The 17947-nt window shown below is 51.0% G+C and carries 9 protein-coding genes, 4 tRNA genes, 3 rRNA genes, 3 pseudogenes and 1 riboswitch; of the genes and pseudogenes, 16 read left to right on the forward strand and 3 right to left on the reverse strand.

The genetic code is table 11. The features are described from left to right. Window positions 1–32: 32 nt before the first annotated feature. Window positions 33–187: riboswitch (TPP riboswitch) on the reverse strand. A gap of 122 nt (window positions 188–309) precedes the next feature. After that, complete coding sequence (locus H4F65_RS21570) at window positions 310–771, reverse strand: Rsd/AlgQ family anti-sigma factor (protein WP_010285518.1); 462 nt, start codon at window positions 769–771, stop codon at window positions 310–312. A gap of 108 nt (window positions 772–879) precedes the next feature. On the opposite strand from H4F65_RS21570, the gene nudC reads away from it, so the two are divergent. The 6 genes from nudC to H4F65_RS21600 all read left to right on the forward strand — a co-directional run bounded on the left by nudC (window position 880) and on the right by H4F65_RS21600 (window position 5416). Next, window positions 880–1662, forward strand: coding sequence for an NAD(+) diphosphatase (gene nudC, locus H4F65_RS21575; RefSeq protein ID WP_010285519.1), 783 nt, complete (start codon window positions 880–882; stop codon window positions 1660–1662). Between the two features lie 148 nt (window positions 1663–1810). Next, complete coding sequence (gene hemE / locus H4F65_RS21580) at window positions 1811–2875, forward strand: uroporphyrinogen decarboxylase (RefSeq protein WP_010285520.1); 1065 nt, start codon at window positions 1811–1813, stop codon at window positions 2873–2875. A gap of 15 nt (window positions 2876–2890) precedes the next feature. Next, window positions 2891–3580 carry a deoxyribonuclease V gene (gene nfi, locus H4F65_RS21585; RefSeq protein WP_010285521.1) on the forward strand — a complete coding sequence of 230 codons (690 nt, stop codon included), beginning with the start codon at window positions 2891–2893 and terminating at the stop codon, window positions 3578–3580. A 77-nt stretch (window positions 3581–3657) separates the two neighbouring features. Then, window positions 3658–4248, forward strand: a complete 591-nt coding sequence (locus tag H4F65_RS21590; RefSeq protein WP_010285522.1) for a YjaG family protein — start codon at window positions 3658–3660, stop codon at window positions 4246–4248. A gap of 204 nt (window positions 4249–4452) precedes the next feature. Next, entirely contained in the window at window positions 4453–4725 is a 273-nt protein-coding gene (gene hupA / locus H4F65_RS21595; RefSeq protein ID WP_005970302.1) for a nucleoid-associated protein HU-alpha, read from the forward strand. 4 nt (window positions 4726–4729) lie between these two features. Then, entirely contained in the window at window positions 4730–5416 is a 687-nt protein-coding gene (locus tag H4F65_RS21600; RefSeq protein WP_072014237.1) for a DUF1481 domain-containing protein, read from the forward strand. Window positions 5417–5487: 71 nt separating this feature from the next. On the opposite strand, the gene purD is transcribed toward H4F65_RS21600, so the two are convergent. Continuing rightward, entirely contained in the window at window positions 5488–6774 is a 1287-nt protein-coding gene (gene purD / locus H4F65_RS21605) for a phosphoribosylamine--glycine ligase (RefSeq protein WP_010285524.1), read from the reverse strand. 17 nt (window positions 6775–6791) lie between these two features. Further along, entirely contained in the window at window positions 6792–8381 is a 1590-nt protein-coding gene (purH, locus tag H4F65_RS21610) for a bifunctional phosphoribosylaminoimidazolecarboxamide formyltransferase/IMP cyclohydrolase (protein ID WP_010285525.1), read from the reverse strand. A gap of 603 nt (window positions 8382–8984) precedes the next feature. Here purH and H4F65_RS21615 point away from each other — a divergent pair. The 10 genes and pseudogenes from H4F65_RS21615 to H4F65_RS21660 form a co-directional block, all read left to right on the forward strand. Beyond that, window positions 8985–10526, forward strand: a 16S ribosomal RNA gene (locus tag H4F65_RS21615). A gap of 73 nt (window positions 10527–10599) precedes the next feature. Next, window positions 10600–10676: transfer RNA gene (locus H4F65_RS21620), tRNA-Ile, on the forward strand. 42 nt (window positions 10677–10718) lie between these two features. Next, window positions 10719–10794: transfer RNA gene (locus H4F65_RS21625), tRNA-Ala, on the forward strand. Window positions 10795–11009: 215 nt separating this feature from the next. Next, a 23S ribosomal RNA gene (locus H4F65_RS21630) occupies window positions 11010–13915 on the forward strand. Between the two features lie 137 nt (window positions 13916–14052). Then, a 5S ribosomal RNA gene (gene rrf / locus H4F65_RS21635) occupies window positions 14053–14168 on the forward strand. Together the 16S, 23S and 5S rRNA genes with 4 tRNA genes alongside form the textbook arrangement of a ribosomal RNA operon. Before the next feature lie 52 nt (window positions 14169–14220). Next, window positions 14221–14296: transfer RNA gene (locus H4F65_RS21640), tRNA-Asp, on the forward strand. A gap of 55 nt (window positions 14297–14351) precedes the next feature. Beyond that, window positions 14352–14427: transfer RNA gene (locus H4F65_RS21645), tRNA-Trp, on the forward strand. Window positions 14428–14867: 440 nt separating this feature from the next. Then, window positions 14868–15826, forward strand: a pseudogene (gene ytfQ / locus H4F65_RS21650) (galactofuranose ABC transporter, galactofuranose-binding protein YtfQ). Window positions 15827–16016: 190 nt separating this feature from the next. Beyond that, window positions 16017–17516, forward strand: a pseudogene (ytfR, locus tag H4F65_RS21655) (galactofuranose ABC transporter, ATP-binding protein YtfR); the annotation flags it as partial. Between the two features lie 15 nt (window positions 17517–17531). Continuing rightward, window positions 17532–17947, forward strand: a pseudogene (locus tag H4F65_RS21660) (ABC transporter permease subunit); the annotation flags it as partial.

Genomic DNA, 17947 nt, shown 5'->3' on the forward strand with positions numbered 1-17947 from the left:
TATGTGGGAATACGCAGCCTTGGGCTCAATAGAGGTGCATTACTCTTGTTCCCTTCGCAGGTATTAACCCGATCAGGTTCCGCGGATCCCGAATTAACGGTCTCAGCCTGTGCGCTCATAAGTTTCGTTATAACGATTGATTTCGTAAAACAAAACACGAGCACGCTAGGCACTCCGACAAGATATGCCCGTCTCTTAAACGGGCCAATAAAACCCCTACACTGTATGTCGGCAAAACGCGGATGTCAAAGCGTGCCGCTTTTGCTTTTACACTGTGTGATGATGTCCTGAAATAACGTCAAATGACGGCTATTTGTCGTAAACCTGCTGAATCATTCTGTCTTCTAACGTAAAACGTTCCTCCAGCGCTTCGCCGACGTGGGAAAGTGCCTGCTGGAATTCGAGGCAGTTATCATGGTCGATGGCTGCCGCCAGATGGCTATCGTAAAACGTCATAATTTGCTGCGTGTTATTTTGCAGGGCGAGGTCGAGCTGGGTGGAAAGCGCTAATACTTGTTCGCTGTGCGTCGCTGCTTCATGCAGCATTTTTTCGTATAAATGAAAGTGGCCGGTAGAAAGATAGTCCACCAGATTTTGGCAAAAATTATCCAATGCCTCTTCATCCAGAAGAGAAAGCGTTTCTTTATTCGGCTTGATGCCAACCAGATGATAGTAAGCCACCAGAAGCTGCTTACGCGCTTGTAGCCATTGGTCGATTAACGCATTATTGCCACCAACGTATTCAGTTAGACTTTGTAGCTGGTTTAGCATTGTTGACTCCGTGAACGGTAAGAAATAACTGAAATCCCAGTTATAAAACTTATGTAATCACTCTGAATGTAAAATGCCAGTGAAGTGGCAGTGGAGCAATAAAAAGATATGGAACAGACGCTAAAAGGTGATGAAACCGGCTGGTGGGTGGTTAGCGACGCGGTACAAATCTGGCTCCCTCAGGGAGAATTGCCGCGCGGAACGGCTACGGCGTGGTCGTTGCAGGGGAAAACGGCTCGCCAAATCGGTGAATGGCAAGGACTGCCTGTCTGGTTGGTCTGTCAGGGACGGGATTCCGATATGGCATCGGTTCGCCAGTTGCTCGATCAGGACGTAGGCTTATTCCAACTGGCGGGGCGAGGCGTACAGCTGGCTGAATTCTATCGCTCTCATCGTTTTTGCGGTTATTGCGGCCATGAAATGGTGCGGAGTAAAACGGAGCTGGCGTGCTTATGTCACCACTGCAAAGAGCGCTATTATCCGCAGATCGCGCCTTGCATCATCGTCGCGATTCGCCGTGGCGAGGAAATTTTGCTGGCACAACACAATCGGCATCGCGGAAACATGTACACCGTGCTGGCTGGGTTTGTCGAAGTGGGCGAAACGCTGGAGCAGACGGTTGTGCGTGAGGTGATGGAAGAGAGCCAGATTCAGATAAAAAACCTGCGCTATGTGAGTTCACAGCCTTGGCCATTCCCACATTCACTGATGATGGCGTTTATGGCCGACTATGCAGGCGGCGAAATCAAGCATGACCCGAAAGAACTGCGTGACGCGGGTTGGTTCCGCTATGACCAACTCCCGCAGTTGCCTCCGCCGGGTACCGTGGCGCGTCGGCTTATCGAAGATACGGTGGTCCTGTGCCGCGCTTATCACGAGAACGAAGGCTGACGTGGTAGTATTGACGTCATGAATGGCTCGCGTACACCGCGCACCTGCGTCATAGCGTATTCGCTTCATAAAGCGTTCGCCTTATAACGCATCCGTTTCATCACATCTATCCGGTGTAGAACCGCCGTGAGGTTGAAAGGAAAAGAACATGACTGATCTGAAAAACGATCGCTATTTGCGGGCGTTATTACGCCAACCCGTTGACGTCACTCCAGTGTGGATGATGCGTCAGGCGGGGCGTTATCTGCCGGAATATAAGGCAACGCGCGCGCAGGCGGGTGATTTTATGTCGCTGTGTAAAAACGCAGAGCTGGCTTGTGAAGTCACGTTACAACCTTTACGGCGCTATGCGCTGGATGCGGCGATCCTGTTCTCCGATATCCTGACTATCCCTGATGCGATGGGCTTAGGTCTCTATTTTGAAACAGGGGAAGGCCCACGCTTTCAGTCTCCGATCACGTCTCATGCCGATGTGGTTAACCTGCCGGTTCCCGATCCAGAGCAGGAACTCGGTTATGTGATGAACGCGGTGCGGACGATTCGTAAAAATCTCGCCGGGGAAGTGCCGCTGATTGGTTTCTCGGGCAGCCCGTGGACGCTGGCGACCTATATGGTTGAAGGCGGTAGCAGCAAAGCGTTTACCGTCATCAAGAAAATGATGTTCGCCGAGCCTAAAACGCTACACCTGTTGCTGGATAAACTGGCTAATAGCGTCATTCTCTATCTCAACGCGCAGATTCGTGCGGGGGCGCAGGCGGTGATGGTATTCGATACCTGGGGCGGCGCGCTGAGCGGGCGTGACTACAAGGAATTCTCCCTGCATTACATGCATAAGATTGTTGATGGTTTACAGCGCGAGAATGAAGGCCGCCGTGTGCCGGTGACGCTCTTCACCAAAGGTGGAGGCCAGTGGCTGGAAGCGATGGCAGAAACAGGCTGCGACGCGTTGGGGCTGGACTGGACGAGCGATATTGCCGATGCACGCCGTCGCGTAGGCGATAAAGTCGCGCTACAGGGAAATATGGATCCGTCGATGCTGTATGCCGATCCGGCACGGATCGAGCAGGAAGTGGCATCGATCCTGGCTGGATTTGGGCAAGGCAATGGCCATGTTTTCAATCTGGGTCACGGCATTCATCAGGATGTGCCGCCGGAGCATGCAGGCGTGTTTGTTGAGGCCGTCCATCGCTTGTCTCGCCCTTATCACGCATGATTCACAGGAGGTGATGTGATTGATACACAACGGCTGCGGGCTGAACAGTTGGCCCGCGCTTCTGATGTGATTCGGCACGACGATGTACCTTTTGAGCAGCCCGCGTTTATCGCGGGTGCGGATGTTGGCTTTGAGCAAGAAGGCTCAGTAACCCGCGCGGCGATTGCGGTAATGCGCTATCCTTCGTTGGAACTGATAGAATACAAGATTGCGCGTATCAGCACGACAATGCCTTATATCCCCGGTTTTCTTTCGTTTCGTGAATGCCCTGGGCTACTCGCCGCGTGGGCGTTGCTTGAACAGAAACCGGATCTGCTGTTTGTCGACGGGCATGGGATTTCCCACCCGCGTCGTCTCGGCGTTGCCAGCCATTTTGGTCTGCTAGTTGATGTTCCGACGATTGGCGTGGCGAAAAGTCGACTTTGTGGCCGATTTGAGCCATTGGCGGAGGGCGTTGGCAGCCAGCAGCCGTTACTGGATAAGGGTGAGCAGATTGGCTGGGTATGGCGTAGCAAAGCGCGCTGTAATCCGCTGTTTGTGGCGACGGGGCATCGAGTCAGTCAGGATAGTGCATTGCACTGGGTACAATCTTGTATGCGCGGCTACCGTTTACCGGAACCGACTCGTTGGGCCGATGCTGTCGCATCAAATCGTCCCGCATTTGTGCGTTGGCAACGGCAGCAAGCCGCTAACGTATTGTCGTAAAACTTTAGGAATTCAGGCATAGGGCGTCACTGTGATTTCAGGTACACTGCCGTCCGTCGCCGTTAATGAGCATAAAAATGTTACGTAACCCCATTCATTTACGTCTGGAAAAACTGGCGAGCTGGCAACATGTCACTTTCATGGCATGTCTTTGTGAACGTATGTATCCAAATTACCACGAATTTTGTCGTCAAACAGAATTCGGCGACGCGATGGTTTACCGTCGTATTCTCGATCTGGTATGGGAAACATTGGTTGTTAAAGATGCGAAGGTCAATTTCGATAGCCAGTTGGAAAAGTTGGAAGAAGCGGTTCCCGCTGCGGAAGATTACGATCTTTACGGCGTCTACCCGGCTATTGATGCCTGTATCGCACTGGGCGAGCTGATTCATTCGCGCTTAAGCGGTGAAACGCTGGAACATGCGATAGCGATTAGCGAAACGTCTATCCGCACGGTTGCCATGCTGGAAATGACGCAGGCAGGCAAAGAAATGACCGACGATGAGCTCAAGGTTTTGCCTGCAATTGAAGAAGAATGGGACATCCAATGGGAGATTTTTCGCCTGTTGGCGGCCTGCGAAGAACGCGATATTGAGCTGATCAAAGGGCTCCGTTCCGATCTGCGCGAGGCCGGAAGTAGTAACATCGGGATAAATTTGCATCAATAACGCGATAAAACGTGATTTAAGGCCTGAAATGGCCTGTCTTAAGGCTTCACATTCGCACCCTGTCTGGTCTACATTTGGGGGGCGTAAAAAAAGTGGCTGTCGGTGCGTGTATGCAGGAGAGTGCTATTACACCCTGAAACGGGAAAGGGCATATCCGTCGCACTCGATGCTTAGCAAGCGATAAACACACTGTAAGGATAACTTATGAATAAGACTCAACTGATTGATGTAATTGCGGACAAAGCTGATCTGTCAAAAGCACAGGCTAAAGCAGCTCTGGAATCAACTTTGGCGGCAATTACCGAGTCTCTGAAAGAAGGTGATGCAGTACAATTAGTTGGTTTTGGTACGTTTAAAGTGAACCATCGTAATGAGCGCACTGGCCGCAACCCACAAACCGGTAAAGAAATCAAAATCGCTGCTGCCAACGTGCCAGCATTTGTTTCTGGCAAGGCTCTGAAAGACGCTGTTAAATAAGCCCATGCCGGTTAAAAGTTTAAGCAGAGGGGCGTTTTCGCCCCTTTTGCTTTTACGACGTTTGTGTGGCGCAGGCCTCGTGCTTATAGCCGTGGTCGCTTGTAGTAGCCGCACCGCACCGCCGGACGTTTTCGCCAGCGGCTACGTTGCCGATCGTGGCGTTGTGCGTTTGTGGCGTAAGGATGATGCACAGAATACGACGGCGCTGACCACCGTATACAACCCGCTTCAAGGCAATGCTCTGGTGGTGACGCGCTATACGTTCCAGCAGGATAAGCTACGCGAGATACAGCGTAATCAGCTCGGGGCGCAACAAGAAGATATGCGTTTGCGCTTTGCAGAAGATGGAACTGTCAGCTTTATGCAGCGGCAGCTTGCCGAAAGACGTGAATCGGTTTCTGATGATGAGATCGCGCTCTACCAGTTCGATGCGAAGCGCATGCTGGAATTGAGCGATGTATTGCGTGCAGGCAAGGTGAGGCTAAAGCAAGGGAAATGGCTGGAAGGGCAGGTGCAGTCTTGTGACGGTACGGTGGTTCGCCCTGATTTTGACAATGACTCGCGTGAATGGATCGCGCAGCAAAAAACGCATGCAACGCGCCCACTAAACGTCGCGTGGCTGGAAGCGCCAGAAGGGACGCAGTTATTGCTGGTGGTGGAGGATGATGTCTGCCAGTGGGAACCTAAGTAGCCATTGGCTATAAAAAAACCCGGATTTCTCCGGGCTTCAGTATTATCAGACAATCTTTATCGCATCGTTTATCAGGCTTGCTCGCGCTCAATAGCACGGTAGCCGATGTCTTTTCGACAGAACACCCCTTGCCACTGAATACCCGCTGCTATTTCATAAGCACGTTGTTGCGCTTCAGCCACGGTATTGCCTAATGCAGTGACGCACAGTACGCGGCCGCCGTTGGTGACAACATTAATGCCGTTCAACTTGGTGCCAGCATGGAAAACTTTGCCATCTTCGGCGTCCTGCTGCGGTAAACCGGAAATTACATCGCCTGTATTGTAGTCAGCCGGATAGCCGCCTGCAGCCAATACCACGCCCAGAGACGGACGTTCATCCCAGACAGAATCTTTCTGATCCAGCGTGCCGTCACAGGCTGCCAGACACAGCTCTACCAGATCGGAGCGCAGACGCAGCATAATTGGCTGTGTTTCTGGATCGCCAAAGCGGCAGTTGAATTCGATCACTTTTGGCTGACCATCGGCAGAAATCATCAGACCGGCATACAGGAAACCGACGTAGGTATTTCCCTCTGCGGCCATGCCGTTGACGGTCGGCCAAATCACCTGATCCATCACGCGCTGGTGGATTTCATCGGTCACGACTGGAGCTGGCGAATAAGCGCCCATACCACCGGTATTCGGGCCCGTATCTTTATCCCCAACACGCTTATGGTCCTGACTGGTTGCCATCGGCAAGACATTCTTGCCATCTACCATAACGATGAAGCTGGCTTCTTCGCCATCAAGGAACTCTTCCACCACGATACGGTGTCCGGCATCGCCGAATGCATTCCCTGCCAGCATATCCTGAATGGCGTTCTCTGCTTCCTGCAACGTCATGGCGACAATCACGCCTTTACCCGCGGCTAATCCGTCGGCCTTGATGACGATAGGTGCGCCTTTGCTGCGTACATAGGCCAGCGCGGGTTCAACTTCGGTGAAGTTCTGGTATTCCGCTGACGGGATATTGTGGCGTGCCAGAAAATCTTTAGTAAAGGCTTTAGAGCCTTCTAACTGTGCTGCGCCCTGCGTTGGGCCAAAGATTTTCAGACCCGCGCTCTGAAATGCATCCACAACACCGATAACTAGCGGTGTTTCCGGGCCAACGATGGTCAAATCGATGTGGTTTTCCTGGGCAAAAGCGACTAACGCTGGAATATCAGTGGCAGCGATATCGACGTTGGTCAGCGCTGGCTCAAGCGCGGTGCCCGCGTTTCCTGGAGCAACATAAACACGTTTCGCCAGCGGTGACTGCGAGGCTTTCCAGGCTAGAGCGTGCTCGCGTCCGCCATTACCAATTACTAAAATGTTCATTTCGATCAGCTCCAGAATTAATGGCGGAAATGGCGCATGTCGGTAAAGATCATCGCAATGCCGTGTTCGTTGGCGGCAGCAATGACTTCATCATCACGAATCGACCCGCCCGGTTGGATCACGCAGGTAATGCCAACGGCCGCAGCGGCATCAATACCATCACGGAATGGGAAGAACGCATCAGACGCCATAGCGGAACCTTTTACTTCCAGCCCTTCATCGCTCGCTTTGATACCGGCGATTTTCGCTGAGTAAACGCGGCTCATCTGGCCAGCGCCTATCCCGATGGTCATGTTGTCGCGTGCGTACACAATCGCATTGGATTTAACGAACTTAGCCACTTTCCAGCAGAAAAGGGCATCACGTAATTCCTGTTCGCTCGGCTGGCGCTCGGTCACAACACGCAGTTGAGACGCATCGACCATGCCCAGATCGCGGTCCTGTACCAGCAAACCACCGTTGACGCGTTTGAAGTCCAGACCAGGAACGCGTTGTTGCCAGCTACCACTAGTCAGGACACGTACGTTCTGTTTGGCTGCGGTTACCTTCAATGCGGCATCACTGGCAGATGGGGCAATAATCACTTCGACAAACTGGCGGCTAATGATGGCCTGCGCCGTCTCTTCATCCAGCTCGCGGTTGAAAGCGATAATGCCGCCGAATGCAGATGTCGGGTCGGTTTTGTAGGCGCGCTCGTAAGCATCAAGAATTGAGCCGCCAATCGCTACGCCGCACGGATTCGCATGCTTAACGATAACGCAGGCCGGCTCGGCAAATTCTTTCACACATTCCAGCGCCGCATCGGTATCGGCGATGTTGTTATAAGACAGCGCCTTTCCTTGTAACTGTGTCGAGGTGGCGACAGAGGCCTCGTGAATATTCTCTTCTATATAGAAGGCAGCTTGCTGATGGCTATTCTCCCCGTAGCGCATGTCCTGCTTTTTGATGTAGTTCAGGTTTAACGTGCGCGGGAAGTTACCTGATGGTTTATCTGTTTCACCGTGGTAAGGCGGAACCAGTGCACCAAAGTAGTTGGCAATCATACTGTCGTAAGCGGCAGTGTGTTCGAAGGCTTTGATCGCTAAATCGAAACGGGTTTCGTAGGTCAGTGAACCTTCGTTGGCATCGATTTCATTAATGATGGCGCTGTAGTCGCTGCTCTTGACCACGATAGCCACATCTTTATGGTTCTTGGCGGCGGAGCGAACCATCGTCGGGCCACCGATATCGATATTCTCAACCGCATCTTCTAATGTGCAGTTCTCACGAGCGACGGTCTGAGCAAACGGATACAGATTCACAACCACGATATCAATCGGTTTGATGTCGTGCTGCGTCATGATTGCATCATCTTGATCGCGCCGTCCCAGAATGCCGCCGTGTACTTTCGGGTGCAGGGTCTTCACACGCCCATCCATCATTTCCGGGAAGCCGGTGTAGTCAGAGACTTCAGTCACCGCTAAGCCAGCATCGGCCAGCAAACGGGCGGTTCCACCCGTTGAAAGGAGCTCGACGCCACGGTGGGACAGAGCTTGAGCAAATTCGACAATACCTGCTTTGTCAGAAACGCTGAGCAGAGCGCGGCGAATTGGACGGCGTTGTTGCATGATGATGTTATCCCCTGGATTTGGGTAGTCAGTAAAGAACGGTATGTGAATATCGTCTTTGTCAGAGCAATAATTGCGGAATAAAGAGAAATATTCAGTTAGCGTTCGCAGAAACACGACGATTTTGAACGGGGTGAATTGTAGCGAAAACGTTTGCGTGATGCTCGTCAATTTTTGAATAGAATGCTTTCTGTGGATAAGTTTGTGCAAAAAAAGGTATAAGGCAGGGTTTTGCTGTGGAATGCAGCAAACAGTCATTTTTCTTTAAAATACCTATTGCGGCCTGACGAGAAGTCCCTATAATGCGCCTCCACTGACACGGCAACAGCGACATGCAGTTGCGGTAACAGGAAAAAGATTCATCGAAGGCGGTCAGTAATGACTTGACTTCACAGCGGAAAAGCATAGTATATGCAGCCCGCGCCACCGATGAAGTGGCACTGCTCTTTAACAATTTAATCAGACAATCTGTGTGGGCACTCACAAGACCGTATCTTAACGATATAAAAAGTCTTGAAGAGTGAACAACAGTAAATTCATTACGAATAAACAGTTTTAATTCTTTGAGCATCGCTGACGAGTTCAGCAAATCAAACAAATCTTAAATTGAAGAGTTTGATCATGGCTCAGATTGAACGCTGGCGGCAGGCCTAACACATGCAAGTCGAGCGGTAGCACAGAAGAGCTTGCTCTTTGGGTGACGAGCGGCGGACGGGTGAGTAATGTCTGGGAAACTGCCTGATGGAGGGGGATAACTACTGGAAACGGTAGCTAATACCGCATAACCTCGCAAGAGCAAAGAGGGGGACCTTAGGGCCTCTCGCCATCAGATGTGCCCAGATGGGATTAGCTAGTAGGTGAGGTAATGGCTCACCTAGGCGACGATCCCTAGCTGGTCTGAGAGGATGACCAGCCACACTGGAACTGAGACACGGTCCAGACTCCTACGGGAGGCAGCAGTGGGGAATATTGCACAATGGGCGCAAGCCTGATGCAGCCATGCCGCGTGTGTGAAGAAGGCCTTCGGGTTGTAAAGCACTTTCAGCGGGGAGGAAGGCAGTAAGGTTAATAACCTTGCTGATTGACGTTACCCGCAGAAGAAGCACCGGCTAACTCCGTGCCAGCAGCCGCGGTAATACGGAGGGTGCAAGCGTTAATCGGAATGACTGGGCGTAAAGCGCACGCAGGCGGTCTGTTAAGTTGGATGTGAAATCCCCGGGCTTAACCTGGGAACTGCATTCAAAACTGACAGGCTAGAGTCTTGTAGAGGGGGGTAGAATTCCAGGTGTAGCGGTGAAATGCGTAGAGATCTGGAGGAATACCGGTGGCGAAGGCGGCCCCCTGGACAAAGACTGACGCTCAGGTGCGAAAGCGTGGGGAGCAAACAGGATTAGATACCCTGGTAGTCCACGCTGTAAACGATGTCGATTTGGAGGTTGTGCCCTTGAGGCGTGGCTTCCGGAGCTAACGCGTTAAATCGACCGCCTGGGGAGTACGGCCGCAAGGTTAAAACTCAAATGAATTGACGGGGGCCCGCACAAGCGGTGGAGCATGTGGTTTAATTCGATGCAACGCGAAGAACCTTACCTACTCTTGACATCCAGAGAACTTAGCAGAGATGCTTTGGTGCCTTCGGGAACTCTGAGACAGGTGCTGCATGGCTGTCGTCAGCTCGTGTTGTGAAATGTTGGGTTAAGTCCCGCAACGAGCGCAACCCTTATCCTTTGTTGCCAGCGATTCGGTCGGGAACTCAAAGGAGACTGCCGGTGATAAACCGGAGGAAGGTGGGGATGACGTCAAGTCATCATGGCCCTTACGAGTAGGGCTACACACGTGCTACAATGGCGTATACAAAGAGAAGCGACCTCGCGAGAGCAAGCGGACCTCATAAAGTACGTCGTAGTCCGGATTGGAGTCTGCAACTCGACTCCATGAAGTCGGAATCGCTAGTAATCGTAGATCAGAATGCTACGGTGAATACGTTCCCGGGCCTTGTACACACCGCCCGTCACACCATGGGAGTGGGTTGCAAAAGAAGTAGGTAGCTTAACCTTCGGGAGGGCGCTTACCACTTTGTGATTCATGACTGGGGTGAAGTCGTAACAAGGTAACCGTAGGGGAACCTGCGGTTGGATCACCTCCTTACCAAGAAGATGTGCGTTGAGTGAAGTGCTCACACAGATTGTCTGATGAAAATAACGAGCAGAAATACCTTAATAGGCTTGTAGCTCAGGTGGTTAGAGCGCACCCCTGATAAGGGTGAGGTCGGTGGTTCAAGTCCACTCAGGCCTACCAACTCTTCCGTGAGTGGTATCTAAGGTATCTGTAAGCAACGATGGGGTTATAGCTCAGCTGGGAGAGCGCCTGCCTTGCACGCAGGAGGTCTGCGGTTCGATCCCGCATAGCTCCACCATCACTACTCGCTGTATAGAAAATTTCAGAGTGTACCTGTTTGGGTGCACTGCGAAGTTTTGCTCTTTAACAATCTGGAACAAGCTGAAAATTGAAACATGACAGCTGAACAATTATGACCGCCTTCGGGTGTGTCGTGATGAATCAGTCTGTCAATGAGTCTCTCAAATAATCGCAGCGCGATGATGAATCAATCGAAACATCTTCGGGTTGTGAGGTTAAGCGACTAAGCGTACACGGTGGATGCCTAGGCAGTCAGAGGCGATGAAGGGCGTGCTAATCTGCGATAAGCGTCGGTAAGCTGATATGAAGCGTTATACCCGACGATACCCGAATGGGGAAACCCAGTGTGTTTCGACACACTATCATGACATGAATACATAGTGTCATGAGGCGAACCGGGGGAACTGAAACATCTCAGTACCCCGAGGAAAAGAAATCAACCGAGATTCCCCCAGTAGCGGCGAGCGAACGGGGAGGAGCCCAGAACCTGAATCAGTTTGTGTGTTAGTGGAAGCGTCTGGAAAGTCGCACAGTAAAGGGTGATAGTCCCGTACACAAAAATGCACAAGCTGTGAGTTCGATGAGTAGGGCGGGACACGTGACATCCTGTCTGAATATGGGGGGACCATCCTCCAAGGCTAAATACTCCTGACTGACCGATAGTGAACCAGTACCGTGAGGGAAAGGCGAAAAGAACCCCGGCGAGGGGAGTGAAATAGAACCTGAAACCGTGTACGTACAAGCAGTGGGAGCCTACTTGTTAGGTGACTGCGTACCTTTTGTATAATGGGTCAGCGACTTATATTCTGTAGCAAGGTTAACCGTATAGGGGAGCCGCAGGGAAACCGAGTCTTAACTGGGCGTTAAGTTGCAGGGTATAGACCCGAAACCCGGTGATCTAGCCATGGGCAGGTTGAAGGTTGGGTAACACTAACTGGAGGACCGAACCGACTAATGTTGAAAAATTAGCGGATGACTTGTGGCTGGGGTGAAAGGCCAATCAAACCGGGAGATAGCTGGTTCTCCCCGAAAGCTATTTAGGTAGCGCCTCGTGAACTCATCTTCGGGGGTAGAGCACTGTTTCGGCTAGGGGGTCATCCCGACTTACCAACCCGATGCAAACTACGAATACCGAAGAATGTTATCACGGGAGACACACGGCGGGTGCTAACGTTCGTCGTGAAGAGGGAAACAACCCAGACCGCCAGCTAAGGTCCCAAAGTCATGGTTAAGTGGGAAACGATGTGGGAAGGCACAGACAGCCAGGATGTTGGCTTAGAAGCAGCCATCATTTAAAGAAAGCGTAATAGCTCACTGGTCGAGTCGGCCTGCGCGGAAGATGTAACGGGGCTAAACCATGCACCGAAGCTGCGGCAGCGACACTTAGGTGTTGTTGGGTAGGGGAGCGTTCTGTAAGCCTGCGAAGGTGGCCTGTGAGGGCTGCTGGAGGTATCAGAAGTGCGAATGCTGACATAAGTAACGATAATGCGGGTGAAAAACCCGCACGCCGGAAGACCAAGGGTTCCTGTCCAACGTTAATCGGGGCAGGGTGAGTCGACCCCTAAGGCGAGGCTGAAAAGCGTAGTCGATGGGAAACAGGTTAATATTCCTGTACTCGGTGTTACTGCGAAGGGGGGACGGAGAAAGCTAGGTTATCCGGGCGACGGTTGTCCCGGTTTAAGCGTGAAGGTGGATGACTTTGGTAAATCCGGGTCATCGTTAACACTGAGGCGTGATGACGAGTCACTACGGTGATGAAGTAACCGATGCTACGCTTCCAGGAAAAGCCTCTAAGCTCCAGGTAACATCAAATCGTACCCCAAACCGACACAGGTGGTCAGGTAGAGAATACTCAGGCGCTTGAGAGAACTCGGGTGAAGGAACTAGGCAAAATGGTGCCGTAACTTCGGGAGAAGGCACGCTGATGGTAAGTGAAGTGACTTGCTCATGGAGCTGAAATCAGTCGAAGATACCAGCTGGCTGCAACTGTTTAATAAAAACACAGCACTGTGCAAACACGAAAGTGGACGTATACGGTGTGACGCCTGCCCGGTGCCGGAAGGTTAATTGATGGGGTCAGCCGCAAGGCGAAGCTCTTGATCGAAGCCCCGGTAAACGGCGGCCGTAACTATAACGGTCCTAAGGTAGCGAAATTCCTTGTCGGGTAAGTTCCGACCTGCACGAATGGCGTAATGATGGCCAGGCTGTCTCCACCCGAGACTCAGTGAAATTGAACTCGCTGTGAAGATGCAGTGTACCCGCGGCAAGACGGAAAGACCCCGTGAACCTTTACTATAGCTTGACACTGAACCTTGAGCCTTGATGTGTAGGATAGGTGGGAGGCTTTGAAGTGTGGACGCCAGTCTGCATGGAGCCAACCTTGAAATACCACCCTTTAATGTTTGATGTTCTAACGTGGACCCGTGATCCGGGTTGCGGACAGTGTCTGGTGGGTAGTTTGACTGGGGCGGTCTCCTCCCAAAGCGTAACGGAGGAGCACGAAGGTTAGCTAATCCTGGTCGGACATCAGGAGGTTAGTGCAAAGGCATAAGCTAGCTTGACTGCGAGAGTGACAGCTCGAGCAGGTGCGAAAGCAGGTCTTAGTGATCCGGTGGTTCTGAATGGAAGGGCCATCGCTCAACGGATAAAAGGTACTCCGGGGATAACAGGCTGATACCGCCCAAGAGTTCATATCGACGGCGGTGTTTGGCACCTCGATGTCGGCTCATCACATCCTGGGGCTGAAGTAGGTCCCAAGGGTATGGCTGTTCGCCATTTAAAGTGGTACGCGAGCTGGGTTTAGAACGTCGTGAGACAGTTCGGTCCCTATCTGCCGTGGGCGTTGGAAGATTGAGAGGGGTTGCTCCTAGTACGAGAGGACCGGAGTGAACGCACCACTGGTGTACGGGTTGTGATGCCAATTGCATTGCCCGGTAGCTAAGTGCGGAAGAGATAACCGCTGAAAGCATCTAAGCGGGAAACTTGCCTCGAGATGAGTCTTCCCTGGGCACTAGATGCCCCTGAAGGGCCGTTGAAGACGACGACGTAGATAGGCTGGGTGTGTAAGCGTAGCGATACGTTGAGCTAACCAGTACTAATGACCCGAGAGGCTTAACCTTACAACACCGAAGGTGTTTTGTGATGAAAGACTCATATAAGAACGATGTTCAGCTTGTTCAGAGATTGGTTCTGGTGGTTACGTGATGACAAGAGAGAGAAAGTCAGCACAGTAACGGCTGGAATGAAACAGAATTTGCCTGGCGGCGATAGCGCGGTGGTCCCACCTGACCCCATGCCGAACTCAGAAGTGAAACGCCGTAGCGCCGATGGTAGTGTGGGGCTTCCCCATGTGAGAGTAGGGAACTGCCAGGCATCAAATTAAGCAGTAAGCCGGAGCAATCTGGTGGTTGTAGAGAAATTCGGTGGAGCGGTAGTTCAGTTGGTTAGAATACCTGCCTGTCACGCAGGGGGTCGCGGTTCGAGCCCCGTCCGTTCCGCCACTTATTAAAAATTATGCCTGCTAATTTTTAGCAGGCATAATGTTAAGCGTAATTTAGGGGCGTAGCTCAGTTGGTAGAGCACCGGTCTCCAAAACCGGGTGTCGCGAGTTCGAGTCTCTCCGCCCCTGCCAAATAAAACCCTTCACGTTATCGTGAAGGGTTTTTTTTGATCTGTACTTTATGCTCGATCCTGTCTCGTATCCTTCTTTCCAATTTCTTCGTATTTTCTCCCCTCTGGATGTCTAATTAATCTAACGTTTTGTTATTTAATAGATAAAATTCGCTAATGTGCTGTTGATAGATCGTGCTGATTTAGCTGTAAATATGCACAAAATAACCGTAATACCAGGTTGTGAACTTGCTCATTCACCTTGTTCGATATTTGAACTAAAACTATCTACAACCTGAGTGAAAGGAAGTTGTTTTTCAGAACGATCCTTCAGGTTGCATTCACTTGTTAGTGATACCTGCCAACATCACAATCGGTAGCGCTACAGCAGAAATTCGTAGCGCTATGCTGTACCTGAAATCTGACTAAGTAGCTGTAAGACTACACAGAAGGAGTTTAAGTATGTACAGACGTTTACTGGTAGCTGTTGCTGTAAGCACTGCGTTTATGTGGTGCGTACAGGCAAAACCCTTAACGGTTGGGTTTTCCCAGATTGGTTCAGAATCAGGATGGCGCTCTGCGGAAACTAAGGTGTCAAAGCAGGAAGCCGAGAAGCGTGGGATAACGTTAAAAATAGCGGATGCTCAGCAGAAGCAGGAGAATCAGATTAAGGCTGTGCGGTCGTTCATCGCTCAGGGCGTAGATGCCATATTTATTGCTCCAGTTGTCGCGACAGGTTGGGCACCAGTCTTACAGGAAGCTAAAGAAGCAAAAATTTCCAGTGTTCCTGCTTGATAGAACGATTGAGGTAAGCGATCCCATCGTTGTACACCGCTGCTATCGCCTCTGATAGCGTCTATGAAGGAAAAGTGGCAGGGGAGTGGCTTGTGAAAGAAGCCGCTGGCAAACCTTGTAATGTTGTTGAGCTGCAGGGAACGGTTGGGGCTAGCGTTGCGATAAATCGTAAGAAAGGGTTTGCTGACGGTATCGCTTCAGATCCACAGATAAAAATTATTCGCTCACAGTCGGGAGACTTTACTCGTAGCAAGGGTAAAGAGGTCATGGAAAGCTTTATTAAAGCTGAGCAGAACGGAAAAAATATCTGTGCGGTTTATGCACATAATGATGACATGGCAATAGGCGCTATTCAGGCAATTAAAGAAGCTGGTTTGAAACCTGGTTCACAAATAAAAGTTGTCTCCATTGATGGTGTCCCTGATATTTTCAAAGCTATGATGAATGGCGAAGCTAATGCCACCGTTGAATTAACACCTAATATGGCTGGGCCGGCTTTTGATGCTTTATTAGCGATGAAGAAGGACGGGAAACAGCCTGAAAAATTCATTCAAACTGAATCACGTTTATTACTGCCTGACACGGCAAAACAGGAATATGAAACCAAGAAAGACCTTGGTTATTGAGATTTATATTGTGGATTTATCATTGATATAAATTTTTCTAAATACCTGGCAGAAATATGAATATGGGAAAGTAGGCTTGCTATGTTTTCTGCACCGTTTAATCACGGGACAGTGAATATTGTCAGCCTACTTACCATAATATTGCTCAGGTGTGATGTAGCCTTGTTAAGTTGTCGCATAGGTGATGCTGATGGAAACGACACGGTTGTTAGATATTCGGGGCATGAGCGTTGAGTTTCCGGGGGTAAAAGCACTAGATCAAGTGGACTTCACGCTTAATCGCGGCGAAATAGTGGCGCTACTAGGAGAGAATGGTGCAGGGAAGTCAACGTTAATTAAGGCGTTGACTGGCGTTTACCATCGCTCAACGGGGGAAATTATCCTCGATGGTATGGCGATTAATCCTGTCAATACGGCTCATGCTCAGTCATTGGGTATTGGCACGGTCTATCAAGAAGTCAATCTATTACCGAATCTGTCCGTTGCGGCAAATCTATTTATTGGCCGTGAGCCCACACGCTGGGGCATCGTGGATCAACATAAAATCCTGCACCAGGCCGAAGCACTTTTATTGAATTATGGACTGATGATCGATGTTAGCCATCCTCTTGGTAATTACTCCATCGCAGTGCAGCAAATTGTAGCTATCGCCAGAGCTATCGATCTTTCCGCTAAAGTTCTAATTCTTGATGAACCCGACTGCAAGCCTTGATGCAAAAGAAGTCGATATGCTACTGGATATATTGCGGAAGTTGCGCGACCGCGGAATCGGTATGGTATTTGTGACGCACTTTCTGGATCAGGTTTATCGCATTAGTGGACAGAATTACCGTTTTGCGTAATGGAAGATTAGTGGGGGCATTGCCTGCCGCAGAATTACCACGTATTGAATTAGTCCAAATGATGTTGGGGCACAGTTTTGATGAAACGTTATTGAAGCGTGGCGAACATAGTGACGTCTCAGGTGAGCCCATCGTGCAGTTTAAACACTATGGTCCGACGTGGCTCGATTAATGACTTCGAGCTTTCCGTGCGCCCGGGAGAAATTGTTGGCCTCGCTGGTCTGCTGGGGTCCGGCGGACAGAAACCGCGCAGCTGATATTTGGTATTAACGTGCCTGATGCCGGTGAAGCCAGAGTTGATGGCAAACAAGTTAGCATTCGCACACCGCGTGCAGCAGGAAAGCTCGGTTTTGGCTATTGCCCTGAGGATCGCAAGACTGACGGCATTGTCGGTGCGGCAACGGTACGCGAGAACATCATTCTGGCACTTCAGGCGCAACGTGGCTGGCTGAAACCCATTTCCTTACGTGAGCAAACCCGTATCCGCTGAAAAATTTATCAGCCTATTAGGGATTCCGTACGCCCAGTCCAGAGCAGGAAATTCAGTATCTATCGGGTGGGAATCAGCAAAAAGTCCTGCTATCGCGCTGGTTGGCAACAGAACCGCGCTTCTTGATTCTGGATGAGCCAACGCGAGGAATCGATGTCGGCGCGCATGCTGAGATCATTCGCTTGATCGAAAAATTGTGTGGAGCAGGGGATGGCGTTACTCGTGATCTCTTCTGATTGGAAGAACTGACCGGTTATGCGGATCGCATCATTGTGCTGCGCGACAGGCAGCACGTTGCGCATCTTGAACATAATGAGAGTCTCGGTTGCCGCAGTGATGCAGGGCAATCGCAGTACAAACGGGAAGGCAGCTGATGACAGACAATAACGTCAAACCTGCCAAAAAAGTCCGCTTAACGTTCACCAAAGGGGTGCCACAGCTTCTGGCGCTCGTTGCCATCTTGCTGATTGATAGCATGGTCGCGCCCAACTTCTTCTCCCTCCACATTCAGGATGGGCGCTTGTTCGGATAGCCTTATCGACATCCTTAACCGCGGTGCGCCCGTTGCGCTGCTGGGCATTAGGTATGACGTTATGTGATTGCCACTGGCGGAATCGATTTATCGGTTGGTGCGGGTAATGCGATTGCAGGCGCGCACGGCCGCAACGCTTACTGCTGCTGTCATGCCGCTTCCTTCTGTACTGCTGGCTTGCGCTATTGGTTGGTGCGTTGTGTGGGCTATGGGAACGGTTTTCTGGTTGGCGGTGTTACAGATTCAGCCGATTGTGG

Origin of the sequence: Pectobacterium brasiliense, assembly GCF_016950255.1 — a bacterium.
GTDB classification, from domain to species: domain Bacteria; phylum Pseudomonadota; class Gammaproteobacteria; order Enterobacterales; family Enterobacteriaceae; genus Pectobacterium; species Pectobacterium brasiliense.

Bases quoted from the DNA above. Each gene is read 5' to 3' on its own strand.
- H4F65_RS21570 (WP_010285518.1), bottom strand. From the start codon at position 771: ATGCTAAACCAGCTACAAAGTCTAACTGAATACGTTGGTGGCAATAAT.
- nudC (WP_010285519.1), top strand. From the start codon at position 880: ATGGAACAGACGCTAAAAGGTGATGAAACCGGCTGGTGGGTGGTTAGC.
- hemE (WP_010285520.1), top strand. From the start codon at position 1,811: ATGACTGATCTGAAAAACGATCGCTATTTGCGGGCGTTATTACGCCAA.
- H4F65_RS21590 (WP_010285522.1), top strand. From the start codon at position 3,658: ATGTTACGTAACCCCATTCATTTACGTCTGGAAAAACTGGCGAGCTGG.
- hupA (WP_005970302.1), top strand. From the start codon at position 4,453: ATGAATAAGACTCAACTGATTGATGTAATTGCGGACAAAGCTGATCTG.
- H4F65_RS21600 (WP_072014237.1), top strand. From the start codon at position 4,730: ATGCCGGTTAAAAGTTTAAGCAGAGGGGCGTTTTCGCCCCTTTTGCTT.
- purD (WP_010285524.1), bottom strand. From the start codon at position 6,774: ATGAACATTTTAGTAATTGGTAATGGCGGACGCGAGCACGCTCTAGCC.
- purH (WP_010285525.1), bottom strand. From the start codon at position 8,381: ATGCAACAACGCCGTCCAATTCGCCGCGCTCTGCTCAGCGTTTCTGAC.